16 protein-coding genes are annotated in these 16,244 nt (G+C 32.8%); 4 read left to right on the top strand and 12 right to left on the bottom strand.

All coding sequences use genetic code 11. The features are described 5' to 3' along the window. Nucleotides 1-25 precede the first annotated feature (25 nt). A complete protein-coding gene (locus tag CDV25_RS01095; protein WP_108910402.1) occupies nucleotides 26-1,975 on the top strand; it encodes a motility associated factor glycosyltransferase family protein in 1,950 nt (649 codons plus the stop codon). A gap of 8 nt (nucleotides 1,976-1,983) precedes the next feature. Here the strand turns inward: CDV25_RS01095 and CDV25_RS01090 are convergent, their stop codons facing one another. From CDV25_RS01090 to CDV25_RS01080, 3 genes are read right to left on the bottom strand one after another with little or no spacing between them, the layout of a single operon-like run. After that, nucleotides 1,984-2,907: a Ppx/GppA phosphatase family protein gene (locus CDV25_RS01090; RefSeq protein ID WP_108910401.1), complete on the bottom strand. Its 924-nt coding sequence runs from the start codon at nucleotides 2,905-2,907 to the stop codon at nucleotides 1,984-1,986. Next, on the bottom strand, nucleotides 2,907-4,148 hold the full coding sequence (locus CDV25_RS01085) for an ATP-binding protein (protein ID WP_108910400.1): 1,242 nt from the start codon (nucleotides 4,146-4,148) through the stop codon (nucleotides 2,907-2,909). The genes CDV25_RS01090 and CDV25_RS01085 overlap by 1 nt, the downstream gene beginning before the upstream one ends. A gap of 2 nt (nucleotides 4,149-4,150) precedes the next feature. Next, nucleotides 4,151-4,819 (bottom strand): response regulator transcription factor, encoded by a 669-nt coding sequence (locus CDV25_RS01080; protein ID WP_108910399.1) that lies wholly within the window; start codon nucleotides 4,817-4,819, stop codon nucleotides 4,151-4,153. Between the two features lie 202 nt (nucleotides 4,820-5,021). Here CDV25_RS01080 and gltX point away from each other — a divergent pair, with 202 nt between their 5' ends. From gltX to CDV25_RS01065, 3 genes are read left to right on the top strand one after another with little or no spacing between them, the layout of a single operon-like run. Further along, nucleotides 5,022-6,341, top strand: a complete 1,320-nt coding sequence (gltX, locus tag CDV25_RS01075; RefSeq protein WP_108910398.1) for a glutamate--tRNA ligase — start codon at nucleotides 5,022-5,024, stop codon at nucleotides 6,339-6,341. A 1-nt stretch (nucleotide 6,342) separates the two neighbouring features. Then, the gene (locus CDV25_RS01070) at nucleotides 6,343-6,636 is read left to right on the top strand and encodes a YggT family protein (RefSeq protein WP_108910397.1); all 294 of its coding nucleotides are present in this window, start codon (nucleotides 6,343-6,345) and stop codon (nucleotides 6,634-6,636) included. Between the two features lie 10 nt (nucleotides 6,637-6,646). Beyond that, nucleotides 6,647-8,260 (top strand): lytic transglycosylase domain-containing protein, encoded by a 1,614-nt coding sequence (locus CDV25_RS01065; RefSeq protein ID WP_108910396.1) that lies wholly within the window; start codon nucleotides 6,647-6,649, stop codon nucleotides 8,258-8,260. Here CDV25_RS01065 and CDV25_RS01060 read toward each other — a convergent pair. The 9 genes from CDV25_RS01060 to CDV25_RS01020 form a co-directional block, all read right to left on the bottom strand. Continuing rightward, on the bottom strand, nucleotides 8,257-8,832 hold the full coding sequence (locus tag CDV25_RS01060) for a ComF family protein (protein ID WP_108910395.1): 576 nt from the start codon (nucleotides 8,830-8,832) through the stop codon (nucleotides 8,257-8,259). The genes CDV25_RS01065 and CDV25_RS01060 overlap by 4 nt on opposite strands. Then, entirely contained in the window at nucleotides 8,832-9,401 is a 570-nt protein-coding gene (tmk, locus tag CDV25_RS01055; RefSeq protein ID WP_108910394.1) for a dTMP kinase, read from the bottom strand. Before tmk ends, CDV25_RS01060 begins: the two co-directional genes overlap by 1 nt. Next, nucleotides 9,386-9,883, bottom strand: coding sequence for a pantetheine-phosphate adenylyltransferase (coaD, locus tag CDV25_RS01050; RefSeq protein WP_034554711.1), 498 nt, complete (start codon nucleotides 9,881-9,883; stop codon nucleotides 9,386-9,388). Before coaD ends, tmk begins: the two co-directional genes overlap by 16 nt. Continuing rightward, nucleotides 9,884-10,894: a dihydroorotase gene (gene pyrC / locus CDV25_RS01045; RefSeq protein ID WP_108910393.1), complete on the bottom strand. Its 1,011-nt coding sequence runs from the start codon at nucleotides 10,892-10,894 to the stop codon at nucleotides 9,884-9,886. Nucleotides 10,895-10,896: 2 nt separating this feature from the next. Next, nucleotides 10,897-12,267, bottom strand: coding sequence for a phosphomannomutase/phosphoglucomutase (locus tag CDV25_RS01040; protein ID WP_108910392.1), 1,371 nt, complete (start codon nucleotides 12,265-12,267; stop codon nucleotides 10,897-10,899). After that, a complete protein-coding gene (gene mqnF / locus CDV25_RS01035; RefSeq protein WP_108910391.1) occupies nucleotides 12,264-13,496 on the bottom strand; it encodes an aminofutalosine deaminase family hydrolase in 1,233 nt (410 codons plus the stop codon). Before mqnF ends, CDV25_RS01040 begins: the two co-directional genes overlap by 4 nt. Further along, nucleotides 13,496-14,341 (bottom strand): mechanosensitive ion channel family protein, encoded by an 846-nt coding sequence (locus CDV25_RS01030; protein WP_108910390.1) that lies wholly within the window; start codon nucleotides 14,339-14,341, stop codon nucleotides 13,496-13,498. Before CDV25_RS01030 ends, mqnF begins: the two co-directional genes overlap by 1 nt. A 10-nt stretch (nucleotides 14,342-14,351) precedes the next feature. After that, nucleotides 14,352-15,590, bottom strand: a complete 1,239-nt coding sequence (locus CDV25_RS01025; protein ID WP_108910389.1) for an amidohydrolase family protein — start codon at nucleotides 15,588-15,590, stop codon at nucleotides 14,352-14,354. A 439-nt stretch (nucleotides 15,591-16,029) separates the two neighbouring features. Continuing rightward, nucleotides 16,030-16,236 carry a hypothetical protein gene (locus CDV25_RS01020; RefSeq protein WP_108910388.1) on the bottom strand — a complete coding sequence of 69 codons (207 nt, stop codon included), beginning with the start codon at nucleotides 16,234-16,236 and terminating at the stop codon, nucleotides 16,030-16,032. Nucleotides 16,237-16,244 lie beyond the last annotated feature (8 nt).

Raw genomic sequence — 16,244 nt, 5'->3', positions numbered from 1 at the left:
TTAGACACCCTACCCAAGGATTCCTATGACTAAATATCTCAACCCAAGATTTGAAAAAAACCTTAAAGCTCTTTATCAAAAAAATCCACTCCTAGCAGCCCAGCTTGAAATCTTAGAACCCAATAAAAAATATGAGGTTTATATCGGTAAAGACCCCCTTAATATTAATATTTATGATAAAGAAAATAAAATTGCTCTTTTTCATAAAGAACCTTTGGTAGAAACACAAGAAAAAATACAAGAGTTTGAACCCTTTAAACTTTATCCTTTTTTGTATTTTTTTGGTATTGGAAATGGAATCTTTTTTAAACTTTTACTCCACGAGAAAAATATCCAAAAAATTTTTATTTTTGAACCGGAATTAGAAATCCTTTATATCGCACTAAATTTTGCAGATTTTGAAGAAGAAATCTTAAGTGAAAAATTAATGATTTTTTGGACAAAAACAAGCAATTTTGGAGTTTTAGACCAATATCTAGTAAAAGATGGGCAATGGATTTATTCTAAGATTTATAACTTACATATTTTTAATAGCTATTATGGCAGATATTCTCAAGAATGCCTTGATATTAACGCTATTATCACAAGAAGTTTTGAACATCATGTGATTTCTGTAGGGAATGATTCAACAGATGCACTTATTGGATTAAACCACCATATTTTAAATCTTCCAGAACTTATTACCACACCCTCTTTTAGAGAGCTACTTGATAATATCAAAAATACTAATACCGCAATAATTGTTTCAACAGGACCATCACTCCATAAACAATTACCCCTTTTAAAAGAATATGCCCCTTATATCACTATTATAAGTGTGGATGCCTCTTATCCGATTTTAACCAAATATGGCATTAAACCCGATGTTGTAACAACCCTAGAAAGAGTAGAACTAACTGCGGATTTTTATCGTAAAACACCACCACAATCCCAAAAAGATATTATTTTTGCCATTACAAGTATCGTTGATAGTGCCACTACCAATGCCATTACACAAGGAATCAAAACTTATAGTATGCGTCCCTTTGGTTATACCCGTTTCTTTGATTTAAAAGAATATGGTTATGCAGGGATTGGTATGAGTGCGGCAAATATGGCTTATGAAATTGTTGTATTAGCACGATTTGAACGATGTATCTTTATAGGGCAAGATTTATCGTTTTCACCCGAGGGCAAAACACATTCCAAAAACTCTCTCTTTGGTGAAAAAGAGGAGCAGTACCAACAAAAAGAAAATATTTCAGAAAAACTCCTTATTCCAGCTTATGGAGGAGATGGATATGTAGAAACCACTCCTGTGTGGAAAATGTTTTTAAACTTTTTTGAAAAAGATATTGCAGAAACCCCCTATGAATTAGAGATTATCAACGCAACAGAAGGTGGAGCTAGAATCCAAGGAACTAAAGAAACGCCCTTTAAAGAAGCCTTAGAACTACTTCCTAAAAATAAGAAAAAAAGAATTTCTTTAAAACCCCCAACAAAAGAACAGATCAAAGCTAACGAGAAACTTATTAAAGCTAAAATTAAAGATTTTTTAGATTATGGCTATAAAAAGAAAAAAGTTGTTGAAAAGATCTTTTTAAAAGTGGTGCAAATGACAGAAGAATTAGAGCAATTAAATAAAAAAAATGAATTAGAAAAAATCAATTTTAAAAAAATGGATAAGTTATTAGAAGAAATTGATGATATAAAAAATCTCTTTTTAGAGGATAAATTTATTAAAATATTTTCTGATGCGGTGCAATCTTACATTGTGCATCAAGAATTAGAATTTGCAAAAATCGCTACGCGTCCAATGAGAACTGCTATTGATAGGCAAGTTAAACAAATTGATTGGCTCTATGCACATAAATTTTGGCTTTTCTCACTTGCAGGAGGAATGGACGCCACCTTAGAAATTACTAAAAAATCCGCTAAAACTTGGATGAAACTTCCTGCAAAATATCAAGATTTAAAACAAGATTCCACTACTTAAGGGGTGGATTAAATCTTACCATATACTCTAGCCATCACAGCACCTTCCCTTAAACCCTCATCTATTACTAAGACTTCCTTAGACCCTAAAACTTCCATAAAAGATAAGAATAACAAAATCCCAAAAGGCACAACATCAGCCTTAAAAATTCCCCACAAAGTTTCCCTCTCCTCTTGGCAAAGCAACAAAAACTTCTGTAATTGCTCCTCAAAATCACTCCTTTGAAGTTCCATCCCAAAAATCTTTTTACTATCATAAACCTTTAACCCAAGCTTCATCGCACACACACTTGTAGGTGTCCCGCTATTAGCCACTAAAAATTTAGCCACTCTGCCCTCTTTAGCGTTTTGTTGCATAAAATCCCTAATAGGGCTTATAATCTCCTCTTTATGAGCTAAAAGATTTTCTATGCTCCCATACCGCTCTTTAACACTTACAATCCCAACAGCAAAACTCTTAGCAAAGATTCCCTGTGGGGTGCAAAAAATAAATTCACTGCTTGCCCCACCCATATCAATAAGTAAAAAACATTCTTGTTGGTATTTCAAAGATTTTTGCGATAATGCTAAAACCGCTCTTTGTGGTGCTAAAGAAGTAATAAAAGATTCCTCCTCCCCAGAAATAACCTGAAAGCTAATCGCAGTCGCTTCTTTAATAGAGCGTAAAATAAAATCTCTATTTTTAGCCTCCCTTAATGCTTGCGTGCTAAGGGCTATGACCTCATCATTTGGAGTAATATTTAAAACCTCCTTAGCCTTTTTTAGGGCTTTAATAATCCGCCCTAACGCTGCTTCCCCTATGACTTTATTCTTTTCTAAACCCTCTGCAGTGCGTATAGTCTCCTCATATTCCCCTAATACCTCAAAATCTTTATTCATCCGCACACACCGCAAAGAATTGCTCCCCAAATCTATCCCTATATATTCTTTCATTAGCTTAACTTCGGCATTAAAAAATAAAAAATATGTTGATTTTCTTGGTATTCATACATAAATTGCATATTATGCAATTCTAAAATCCTACTAACAATACTAAGCCCAAGTCCATAACCTGCTATTAATTCGTGCTTTTTATCCCTATAAAAAGGTTCAAAATACTCTTGTATATCCCTTTGCAATCTCTGCCCTTGATTACTAACTGCTAGAATAAATCCTCTCTCACTCTCTTTAGCAATAACCCTAATCTTACCGCCACTTTTATATTTTTTCGCGTTTTCAACAAGATTTTTCAAAGCAATGGCTAAAAAATCTAAATCTCCATAAATTTTAAAGTTTGTAGAGATTTCTAAATCCAAATCTTCTTCTTGCAAAAATGAAGTTTCTAAGACTCTCAAGATTAAAGTTTCTACAAAAAAATCTTTTTTATCTAATAAATTCTCTCCCTCTTGAACCTTCTCAAAAGTGAGTATTTGGCTAACAAGCGTATCAAGATTCCTAATACACTTAATAACAATGGATTTTTGCGGATTTTGTGGCATTAATTCTAGGGCTAATTTTGCTTTGGATAGCGGTGTTTTTAACTCGTGCCCAATATTACGCAAAACAAATTCCCTTGTAATAATAAGCTTTGAAATCTTTATAGTCATAGTATTAAAGCTTTTTGCTAAGAGTCCTAATTGTGGTTCTTTGGGAATGGGGACTTTAATATTATAATTCCCTTTTGTAAATTCCTCTAAAGAGAATCGCAAAATCTTCATAGGATGTAAAATAGCTAAAATTATCGCAAAAGTTAAAACCAAAACGAAAAAATCTAACAATATCCATAAATTCGCATCACTGCCAATAAATTCTTTAGAAAAATTTTTCTGTGCGATATAGGTATTCCCTGAATATTCCAACATAAAACCATAATTTTTTTGGTATCTAAAAATCTTGATTAAAGTTAAATTATTACCATAACCATAAACAATATGTGCATCAGCTTCCATATTTTCTATTCTTGAAAACCCATAATATTTCACAAAGGATTCTACAAGTGTTGTATTGCCATTAATAAATTCAATCATTGATTGCTGGGCTAAAAAGGCAACTTGAGAAATAATGCTTTCCTCATTTTGCTTTAAACTTGCTAAACTAGAATAATAAGCAATCATAGCGTTTAAAATCATAGAAATGCAAAATAAACTATAAATTTGCACAAATAAAGAAGGTATGAATTTAGAAGTTGCTTGCATTTTCACTCACAGAATTTATACCCAATCCCCCAAACAGATTGGATATATTTTGGAGCTTTAGCATCATCCCCTAGTTTTAATCGTAAGTTTCTAATATGGGTATCAATACTCCGTAAAGAAGAGTTACTATCAATGCTTGAAATAGCTTGTGCTAAAGATTCTCTAGAATAAGGCTTCCCCTTATGTGTAAGCAAAAGACTTAAAATTTCAAATTCTGCTGGAGTTAAATCTAATAAATAACCTTGCAAACTCACTTTATGCTTAATTGTATCTAACTCTAAATCCTTATAAATAATCACAGCATTTGTAGAATAACGTTTTAAAAGTGCATTGATTCGCACAATCAATTCTAAAGGTTCATAAGACTTTGCCAAATAATCATCAGCTCCACATTCAAAGCCTAAAACCTTACTGCTAATATCCCCTCTAGCAGAGGACATAATAATAGGCAAATCATTAATTTTGCGTATTTTTTTACAAAGCTCTAAACCATCCATTTGGGGCAGCATAATATCTAACACCGCTAAATGAAATTTCTCTTTATTCTCTAGCATCTCTAAAGCTCTATTAGGATTATCTGTAGCGACTACTTCCATACCACTTTGCTTAAGATATTCTATAAGCAATCTTTGCATTTCCAAATCATCTTCTACTAATAAGATTCTATACATTACTTCCCTACTATAAATTCTTTATAAGACCTATTTAAGTTTATCGTTAGAATTTTAACATTACATTTTAAAAAAATAAATACCTCCTTTAAAAGAATCCATAAAATCTAATTTTCCCCGAACTAAAATAATTTGTAATTTTCTTTATGGTAGAATCCCCAAGATATTAAAGAAATATAAAGCTTATACTAAAAGGTATTCTATGCTTCGATTTGCACCAAGCCCAACGGGTGATATGCATATAGGGAATTTACGCGTAGCCATTTTTAATTATATCTTAGCACAACAAAAAAATGAAAAGCTGCTTTTAAGGATTGAAGATACAGATACAGCAAGGAATATCAAAGATAAAGATAAAGATATTATGTTCTTGCTTACCCTTTTTGGGGTTAAATGGGACAACCTTATCTATCAAAGTCATAACTTAGAGCATCATCGGCGATTAGCAGAATATTTAATCGCTCAAAATAAAGCTTTTTATTGTTATTGCACTAAAGATTTTTTAGAACAAAAACGGCAGGAAGCTAAAGCTAAACACCAAGCTTTTCGCTATGATGATAGCTGGGCTACACTGCATAAAGCAAGCAACAACAATCCTGTTGTCCGACTAAAAAGCCCTAAGAAATCCCTACATTTTCAAGATATTATTAAAGGACATATAGAATTTGCAGGGGATGAGATTGATAGCTTTGTTATCTTAAAAGAAGATTTAACCCCAACTTATAATTTCGCTTGTGCTGCAGATGATATGCTCTATGATATAGATTATATTATACGAGGGGAAGATCATGTAAGTAATACGCCTAAACAAATATTAATCCATCAATACCTTAATTACTCTAAGCATATATCCTTTGCACATTTACCTATTTTGCTAAACAATGAAGGCAAAAAAATGAGCAAACGCGATAATGCTTCAAGTGTGCAATGGCTACTTGATGAGGGATTCTTACCCCAAGCTATTGCTAATTACTTAATTTTAATAGGAAATAAGACTCCCCAAGAAATCTTTACGCTAAAAGAAGCCATTGCTTGGTTTGATATTTCTAAAATAGCTAAAGCTCCCGCAAGATTTGATTTAGACAAATTAAAGTTTTTAAATCGTGAGCATTTTAAACTTAGTAACGAACAAGATTTAGCCCTACTTTTAGGCTATAAAGACTTAAGCATTGGGGCTTTAGCAAAGCTTTATTTACAAGAATCTAGCACGCTTAATGAATTGCGTCAAAAAATTGATAGAATCTTTATGAAAAAATCACTTCTTTTAAAAACAGAAAATCCAGAATTTAAAGAAGAGATTCTTGTTTTACAAAATATCCTTTTAGCAATGCTAGAAACTAGTAATCAGCAACAAACTTCTTATGAGGATTTTAAAAAGGAAGCTATGCGACTATCTAATCTTAAAGGCAAAGCATTTTTTAAACCTCTAAGGTTTTTATTAACCGGTTGCAGCAATGGACCAGAACTTAGTGATTTATTCCCTATTTTAAGATTTTTTTTACAAGATATTTTAAGGAGATAAGATGATTTTAGGAACTTTTATTGAAGCAGTTGCACAAATTTTAAGTATGATAATAAATATTTATGTTTGGATTGTTATTATTGCTGCTCTTATTTCTTGGGTGAGACCCGATCCTTATAACCCCATAGTGCAAATTCTTTATAAACTCACAGAACCGCTTTATGTAAAAATTCGCTCTCTTATCCCCACTATTATTGGAGGGATAGATTTAACTCCACTTATTGTAGTTTTAGTCTTACAATTTATTAATTTATTTTTTATCAAATTACTTTTTAGCCTCGCAAGAAGTCTCTAAAGGAATAATAATGAAAAAGCTCTTTATCCTTTGCCCTTTCTTTTTTATCTTTACTTATGCTAACACCATTACTTTAGATTATCTCAAACAACAACCCAATGGAATCTCTCGTGATTTTTATATTTGGCTTTATTTACAACAAAATATTACCCCCCAAGAAGCTTTTGAAGCCTATGAACTTGCTAATAGAAAAAACCAACAACTCTTTGGACTTTATTACAAAAAAGGGGATAATAAAGCACTCTCCTATAAAACGCGTTGTGAACAAATGAATTTACAAACACTCCTTAAACAAGATTCCCAATGCATCGCTAATGCACTTACACTCAAAAAAGCAGAATCTCTTGATAAACAAAGCTTACTAAACTTAGCAAAAAAACTCTCCACCACACATTCTACTCTCTCTAAAAACCTAGAGATTCTTGCTTCTAGCAATGCTTTTAATCGTCTAATACAAACTAATGCTAATAACTTTGCAGATTTTTACCTCAATGTTAGCCCAAACTACCGCAATAAACTCAATCAACCCCTACCTACAAATATCTTAAAGGATTATCTCAAAGCCCAAAACCAACTCTTTCAAAAGGTTTTAAGACAGGCTATTTTAAATCCCAATATGCAAAAATTTAATAAATCCTTAACTTCTATCAACCCTCAAGAAATTCTACCCTATATTGATGCTGAAGCTGCTTTTTATTTGGGATTAAATGCTGCAAAATACAATAAAAATCAAGAAGCTTTGGTGTTTTTTAATCATTCTGCACAAAGGGCAAAATATGCTTTTTATAAAAATCGCGGAATTTTTTGGGCTTATCTTATTAGCCAAGATACGCAATATTTAGACACTCTAGCACAATCTAAAACTTTAGATATTTATTCCCTTGCAAGCTTAGAGCTTACCAATGCTAAAGCTCAATTTACAATTGTTCGTGATATAGATACAAACAATACTTTTGCACAATGGAATACACAAAACCCTTTTGAATGGCAAAGAATTAGAGATTCTTATAAAACTTCGCAAGATAAGGCTAAGCTTTTAGAAAAAGTCAATTATGCCGATACAAAAGCACATTATATTTGGCTAAATAAACAACAAGAGACAGAATATTTCTTAATGCCTTATAGAGAAGTTTTTTCTGCCTTCTCTCCAGATCAACAAGCTCTTTTATACGCATTGGGGAGACAAGAGAGCCTATTTATCCCCACGGCTATCTCAACTTCTTATGCATTAGGGCTTATGCAACTTATGCCCTTTAATGTAACAGCCATTGCTAAAGAATTAGGAGAGAGTGATAAGGTTAGCTACCTTGATATGTTTAATCCTGCTATTAATGTGCCCTATGCGGAATATTTCACGCGTCCTTTGGTGCGTGAATTTAAACATCCCCTCTTTGTCTCTTATGCCTATAATGGGGGACCAGGATTTACGCGTAGGCTTTTAGAGAAAAACTATCTTTTTAAGAAAAATAATCCCCTTGATCCTTGGTATAGTATGGAAATGATTCCCTATGAAGAGACAAGAACTTATGGTAAAAAAGTCTTAGCCAATTATGTAATTTACCAACAAGGTTTTGGTAATGATATAAAATTGCTAGATTTGTTAGAAAAAACCCTCATCCATTAAGTGCTAGCATCACTTAAAACAAATGCCATTAGCACCCTACCTCCAGCATCCTCTATGCTTCTTTTTGCCTCTTGAAGTGTCAATCCTGTTGTAATAATATCATCAACTAAAATAATCTCCTTGCCCCTAAGATTCCTGTATAAAACAAAATCTCTTGGATTATCTTGACGAAATTTTAAATCTCTCCCTGCATAAGAGACTTCATTGCTTGCAATAAGGGTATGAAAAAGGGGTTTTATCCCTATCTTTTTTAAATGTTTTAAAAAAATCGCATTATGTGCATATCCTTTCAAACCTATTTTATCATCAACACCCACTCCATAAGTATTAAAAGGAACTTTTAAAGAATCTTGCAAATAAGCAACTGCCCTATGGGATAAAACCTCATAAATTCTATGCCCTATGAGATGATATTTTGCTTGTAGTAAATACTGCATATGCGAATATTCATAAAAACTATAAACCCTAAAGTTAAAAGGAAGATAACGCATTTTTGGAAAGATATTAATTCTATCACGACAAAGAGAACAAAGAAAGCTAAAACACCATTTGCCACAGAGCAAACACCGCATTATTCCTCGATAAAAGTGATAATTTTTTGCGTAATTTCCTCTCTTGGTAAAGAGCCATCTAAAATCAAAGCTTGCAAAGATAAATCCTGAATAACACATTTAAATCTTTTTTGAGATTCTAAGAGCTGCTTTAATCCTCTTAATTCTATCTTATCATTCTTTTTATGGCTTAAACGTTTTTTTAATTCCTCTTCTTGTAATTCTAAAAAAACAACTTTATTGGGTAAAATCCCCTGTGTAGCAAAAAGGTTAAAGGTTTTTAAAACCCTCAAATCAAAGTCTTTAGCATAAGCCATACCAGAAATAAGGCTTCTATCAGAGATAACAAGCTTATGAAGATTGGGCTTTATAACCTTAGCAATAAGTTCGGCTCTATCGGCCAAGAAAAGTAACATCTCCGCCCTACTATCTAAAAAAATAGAATCTTCTAATAAAATCTCTCTAAGTTTTTCCCCAATCTCTGTTGCTCCTGGCTCAAAGGTAAAAACTGCTTCTTTAAAAATATTTTTTAAAGCCTGTATTTGTGTGCTTTTACCACTTGTATCAACCCCCTCTAAGGCAACATACATTGATCTTCCTTAATAAAATCTCTAACAGATTTTGGAACCAAATGAGAAATATCTCCATTATGCAATAAAATAGAGCGAACAACCGTAGAGCTAATAAAGGCATTTTGTAAAGAGGGCATTAGATAAATAGTTTCTAAAGTTTCATTTAAAGAGGCATTGGCATAGCCCATTTGTAACTCATATTCAAAATCACTTACCGCCCTAAGACCTCTTATGAGAATATTTGCCTCCTGATCCCTAGCAAAATCTGCCACAAGATTATTAAAGCTTAATACCTCCACCTTACAACCAACCTCTACACCCTCTAAAGCAAGATTGACCATAGCAAAACGTTTCTCTATACTAAAAAAAGGATTCTTACTCTCTGATTTTGCCACAGCAATAATTAATCCATCAAACAATAAAGAAGCTCTCTTAATAACATCTAAATGCCCATTGGTAATTGGATCAAAAGTTCCCGGATAAATCGCAATCTTTTGCATTTACGCAACACTCCACTCTAAAGTTTCTCCAGCTAACATCGGCACTACACCATAGCACTCCTGCGGGACTATCATAGGTTTTTTACACAACCTAACATTCTTTTTACTTAAAGGTAATTGATAAATTTTACTAGCATTATAGCTTATAAAAGTTTCTAATTTCTCTAAAGCCCTATTAGATTCAAAAGTTTGCACTAAAAGAGGCAATAAAATAGGTGCGCTAAAAATACCCGCTGCACCCTTTTGCTCTTTTGTGCTTCTTAAATGAGGAGCTGAATCACTCCCAAAAGAAAATTTTGAATGTCCGCTTAGGGCTACTTGCAAAAGGGCTTCTTGATCTTTTTTAGTTTTTAAAATAGGCTTACAAAAATAATGCGGGTTTAGCATACCTCCAGCCACACTATCTAAACTTAATAACATATGGTGCAAAGTGAGTGTAGCAAAAAGATTCTCATACTTTTCCACTAAAGCAACAGAGCGATAATCGCTTAAATGTTCAAAAATAATTCTAAGTTTTGGAAAACTCTTACCTAAAACTTCAAAAACGGGATGAAACTCTACCTCTCGTTCCATAACAAACCCATTACTCTCCCCGTGAATACTTAAGACCATACCCAAGCTCTCAGCAATCTCTAAAATCTCTAAAATCTTAGAATCCAAAACTTCTTTAACACCACTCTGGCTACCTGTAGTAGCACCTTTTGGATAAAGCTTTAGAATAAAAATCCCTAATTCTTTAGCCTTTCTTAATTCTACCTCTGTAAGGGAGGGGGTAAGATAAAGGCTCATAAGGGGCATAAAATCCTCAATCCCTTGCTTCTTACAAGCTTCTAAAATTCTCTGCTTATACGCTACTGCTAAATCCACACTTACAATAGGCAATTCTAAATTTGGCATAACTAAGGCTGAAGCAAAATTTTGTGCGGTATATTTTATAATATTTTCCAACATCTCTCCATCGCGTAGATGAAGATGCATATCAAAGGGTGATTTTAAAGTCAATGTCTCCATACTTATCCTTTAATTATTTCTAATAATTCTAGCAATTTTTGTTGATAAACCTCTTTGAGTGTAGGACTTTTTGCTTCAAAACGCGTTACAAGCATAGGAGTAGTATTACTAGCCCGAATTAACCCCCACCCTTCTTTAAAAATCACGCGAATACCATCAATAGTAACAATATCTATTATTTCAGGAAAGTCTTTAGGGGGATTTTTAAGTGATTCTTTAAGTTTATCCATAAGTAGAAATTTCTCCTCATCAGAAGCTGGTATTTTTATCTCATCAGTTGCATAAAGCTTAGGGAGACTAGCAAGAACCCTATCAAACTCCATCCCCTCCTCTTTTAAAAGCTCTAAAACTCTCAAAAGCGTATAAGTAGCATCATCATACCCAAAATATCTATCATTAAAAAAGATATGCCCACTTACTTCAAATGCCATATGAGCATTAGCTTCTTTTAATTTGACTTTTAAGTTACTATGCCCGGTTTTATACATAATGGCTTTGCCTATCTTATTAATGCTTTCATACATATTTAAAGAGCATTTCACTTCCCCAATAACAACAGGATTAGGAATCTTATAGGCAAATATAATGGCTAATTCATCACCTTTATAAACCCTCTCTCCCCTAACAACTGCCAACCTATCACCATCACCATCTAAAGCAAACCCAATACCTCCATTTTTAGCAATACTTTTTTTAACATCCTTTAAGTTTTCTTCTTCGCTTGGGTCTGGATGATGATTAGGAAAGTTTCCATCAGGTTCAAAATAAAGCCCCTCATAAGGAATTTGTAATCTATCAAGAATCTTCTTAATCCCAATACCCGCAATCCCATTTCCACAATCAATACAAAGCGGCATACAAAAGCCCTCTAAATGCTTAAATTCTTTTGCTAAAAATTCTACATATTTATCTAATACATTCAACTCTTTAGGTTTTGTAGCTATAAACTCTAAAGGCTTTAGAGCATTAAACTTCTCCTTTAGGGCATAAATTTCCTCTCCAAAAAAAGGCTTCTTTAAAAAAGTTGTTTTAAAGCCATTATATTGCGGGGGATTATGCGAACCTGTAATCATCACATTGCCATCTAAAACCAACCCATTAAAATCACAAAAAAGCGAAAAATACCCAACAGGGGTTGGAATCTCTCCTAATCCATAAGGGACAGCACCACTTCTAGCTACTCCACTACAAAACCAATCAAAAATTTGTTTAGAATGCACTCTAGCATCATAGCCAATACCTAGATTCTTTCCACCCTGCTTTTGTAATTCTACCCCCAATAAATAACCAATCTTAATGGCATTTTCTTCATTTAATTCTTTTTCAAAAATACCCCGAATATCATATTCCCTAAAAATACTTAATACGCTCATATTTCACTCCCTAAATCAATCTCTTCTCCTGCAATATACAAAGCCTCTGCGGTCCTTGCTTGTAACAATAAAGAAAGGGCAATTTGTTCTCTTGCTTCTACCCTAAACACTGCAAAATCTGGTTTATAGCCCACTTGCAAACTCCCTACCTTCATATTACAGCTCTTCCCCGCATAATAAGTAACGCCTAAAAGCAGTATTTTTGCAAGCTCTTCTACATCATATTCTTTATAAGCATATAAAGCTACCCTTAATTCATCTAAAAGAGAGAGAGAATCATTAGAACTTTTACCATCGGTTGCAAAAATAGGATTTATGCCTAGCTCTTCACAAAGTTTTAAATCCAATAAGGTGTTATTTAATAACCGATTAGATTTTGGGCAAGAAATTAAGAATCCCCCTAAGTTTTTAATCTTTTGTAGCTCCTCTTTTGTAGCTTGCAGACAATGCACAAAATAAGGTTGCAATCCTTTAAGAGAATCTAAAAAACTCTCAATACTATAAAAAGGCTGCATTCTCACATTAAAAAACTTTTCAAAAAAATCTTTAAAATAACCCCTTTTATGCTCTAACCACTCTCTCTCCTCATAAGATTCTAAAAAATGAATACTAAGGGGTAAATGCTCTTGCTTAGCTAAGGCAAGAATATAAGAAAAAAGTTTAGAATGCACAGAATAAGGGGAATGAATAGCCAATGCAGGAAGGAATTTCTCGGAAGCAAAATCTTTTGATGCCTTTAAACGCGTTAGGGCATTTTGGCATAAAACATCTACCATTTCTGCTTTAGAGCCCATAACTTCATTAAAATACAAAACCCTTAAAGGGCTATTAGCTAAAGCCTCTAAATCATACCCATAGCTACTTATAGCACCAACAAATCCAACCCCACTTTGCAACAAATGTTTAATTTCTTTTTGCATAGTTTCTTGCAAATCACCACCCATAAGGGTCTCCCTATGAATAATCACATTATCTAGCCAATTCCCAAAATTCCCAAAATTTAAAATTCCCTTGTTTTGACTAAACTCTAAATGTATATGTAAGTTACAAAGGGCAGGAGTTATAACACATTCTTTATAATATTGTGTATTTTGAGGGGATTTTTTTATAAGTTTATCATACTCTCCAATTTCTAAAATCTGCTTCTTATCAAACAAGATTCCTGCATTTTTAAGTATTTCAAATTTTTCATCACATATTAAAAGAAAATCTGCACCCATTAACTTCATTATTGCCCATCTTTAAAACTAGGAAGTTGTGTAGGATTAATATTAATATCAAGTTTATTATAAGGAATTTCAATGCCTTTCTCATCAAAAGCCATCTTAACTTTTTGGGTGAGGATTATCTTAGCCCTAAAATAATCCTCACTTTTCACCCAAAAACGCACGACTAAGTCAATACTACTTGCATTAAGTGCATTGACACCAACAACAGGTTCTGGGTCATTTAATACCATCTCATCTTCTTTAAAGATACCCTCTAAAACCTGCTTTGCTTGTAATATATCACTCTTATAATCTATCCCAAAAATCAAATCCATACGCCTTGTTTGGTTAGCATTAATATTTGTAACAGGAGAAGAGATAATAGAAGAATTAGGCAAAATAACCATCTGATTATCTAAAGTTGTAAGTCTTGTTTCAAAAAGATTAATAGAATCTACTTTCCCTGTAATAGAGCCCACACTAATGGTATCCCCCCGACTAAAAAACCTCAAAACAACCAATAAAATACCCGCAGCTAAATTTGTCAAAGAATCTTTTAAAGATAAAGCAATAGCTAAACCCGCTGTCCCTAAAACTGCGATAATAGAAGTTGTTTTTACACCAAGATTTGTTAAAGCCGTAACAATAGTCAATAACAAAACACTCACAAAAATAACATTTTTAAAAAAGATTCCTAAAGTTTCATCTTTTGTAATTTTCTTTAAAACTTTGGCAATATATTTTGAAAGAAGCTTTGCTAAAATATAACCAAAGAGCAAAATTAAACTAGCACTCACCAAATTAGGGGCAAAGTTAATAAACCACTCCATAATTTTATCAGAGATTCCTATCATTTTTATTTCCATATTTTACTCCTTATACAGCTTTGCCATTTACAAATAGCTGCTTAACTTTACCATTAAAAATCCAATCACAAAAAGGAGAGTTGGGATTATCAATAATTTGTGTTTGCTTGGTATCAAACAATAATAAATCCGCATCATACCCTTCTTTAATTAAACCCTTATGAGAATCCATACCTAAAGCTCTAGCAGGATTAAGGGATAAAATTTTACTCATCTCTTTTAAAGTCATCCCCTCACTTTTTACAAAAAGACTATAACACATCGGTAAGAAATATTCAATCATATCCACGCCAAAAGCAGCTTCTTCAAATGCTAAATCCTTTTGTGCTAAGGACTTTTCTGATTGCAAAGCAGTAATTAAATCAATCTCTAAATTTTTCACAGCTTTAATAAGCTTTATTCTAGTGGATTCAGATTTTAAAGGGGGTTTTATCTTAGCAGCAGTGTTATAGTTATTACACAAATCCTCTGTTAATAATAAGTGATGGATAGAGGTTTGGATAAAAATACTAGAATTGCGTTTTTTAGCTTCTTGCAAAATCTCTATACTTCTATTTGTTGCGATTGTATTAAAGATTGCTCTTACTTGCATAAAGCAAACAATCTCACTTACCATTGCCACTTCTTTAGTTTCACTTAATGCAGGAATAGAAGGCAGTCCAAGTCTAGCACTAAGCTTACCATCATTCATCACCCCATTAGCGCTTAAAGAAGAATCTTCGCAATTAAAAAACATAGGGATATTCAACATTGAAGCAAACTCGCAAGCCCTACGCAATAAATTCCCATCTTCACTAGATTGAGAATAAATACCCACCGCACCCTTTTTATGTAAAATTGATAGAGGAGCTAAAGTGTATTTACCCTGTTGTAATTCTTCTCCTCTACTGCCTACAACACCTACAATGTTTGCCTTAAAATCACTCTTTAGAGCATTTAAAAGCTCTATTCCTGTCTCTGTGTTTAAAAGAGGCTTGCAATCTGGCATCAAAACTGCCAAACCAATGCCTCCAGCTGAAGCCTTAGCGGATAATTTCAAAAGATTTTCTTTTGTAAAAATAGAATCTTGAACACGAACATTTAAATCTATTGCACTTGGCATTAACACCAAACCTTGAACCTCTAAAACTTCTTCATTAGCTTGAGGTAGAATGCTCCTCTCTACCTTAATTATTTTTCCTTCTTTTATCCTAATATCACCTCTTTGCTCTCCATTAGCATCACAAACCATAGCACCTTTAATAACCATAAAATTTAACCCTACTTAAAAATTTTTATAATTATCACAAATTTTCTACTAAAAGCTTATTAAATCAATCCTTAAGATAGTATCTAATAGTTAAAATCACCCTTAGTTTTAATATAAAGAGCATTTTATCACGATTAGTTATGCCAAATTGCCCTTGAAAGATTTTCTTAATTTTTCCTAATTAGCTTTTAAAAGCAAATTTCATAGCAGCCTCTCTTACATAGATATTAAATTGCATTAAGCTTAGTGTAAATATTTCTAAATCATACTCTTGTATTTTTAAACTATTCCCTCTTTACCAAAACTTAAAAACACCCCCCAAAGTTTTCTTGCCTAAATCTACTTCTTGAATATAAAACAATACCTTACCTACTCCAACATAAGTTACTTTTTTATTTTGCTCATAAAGTTTCCCTAATCTATCTATAATTTATAGAGATTAAAGACTAATATCCTCTCCTTTAAAGACCATTCTTTTTAAAAAATTCATATTTTTTTTGGAATCTTGATCTAAGTTTTGATAAAGAACATTTAAATGGGTTTGGGTAAATTCAATAGGAAGTATCATTACATCTGCTTTAACCTCCCTTTGGCTAAGACCTTTAACAACTACACTGCATTCCATAGATTTAAAATCTAATACCACTTAAGAAA

The sequence above is a fragment of the Helicobacter apodemus genome, from assembly GCF_003097575.1.
Taxonomy (GTDB): Bacteria; Campylobacterota; Campylobacteria; order Campylobacterales; family Helicobacteraceae; genus Helicobacter_D; species Helicobacter_D apodemus.
The sequence above is the reverse complement of the archived record's forward strand: the minus strand, read 5'-3'. Positions and strand labels throughout refer to the sequence as shown.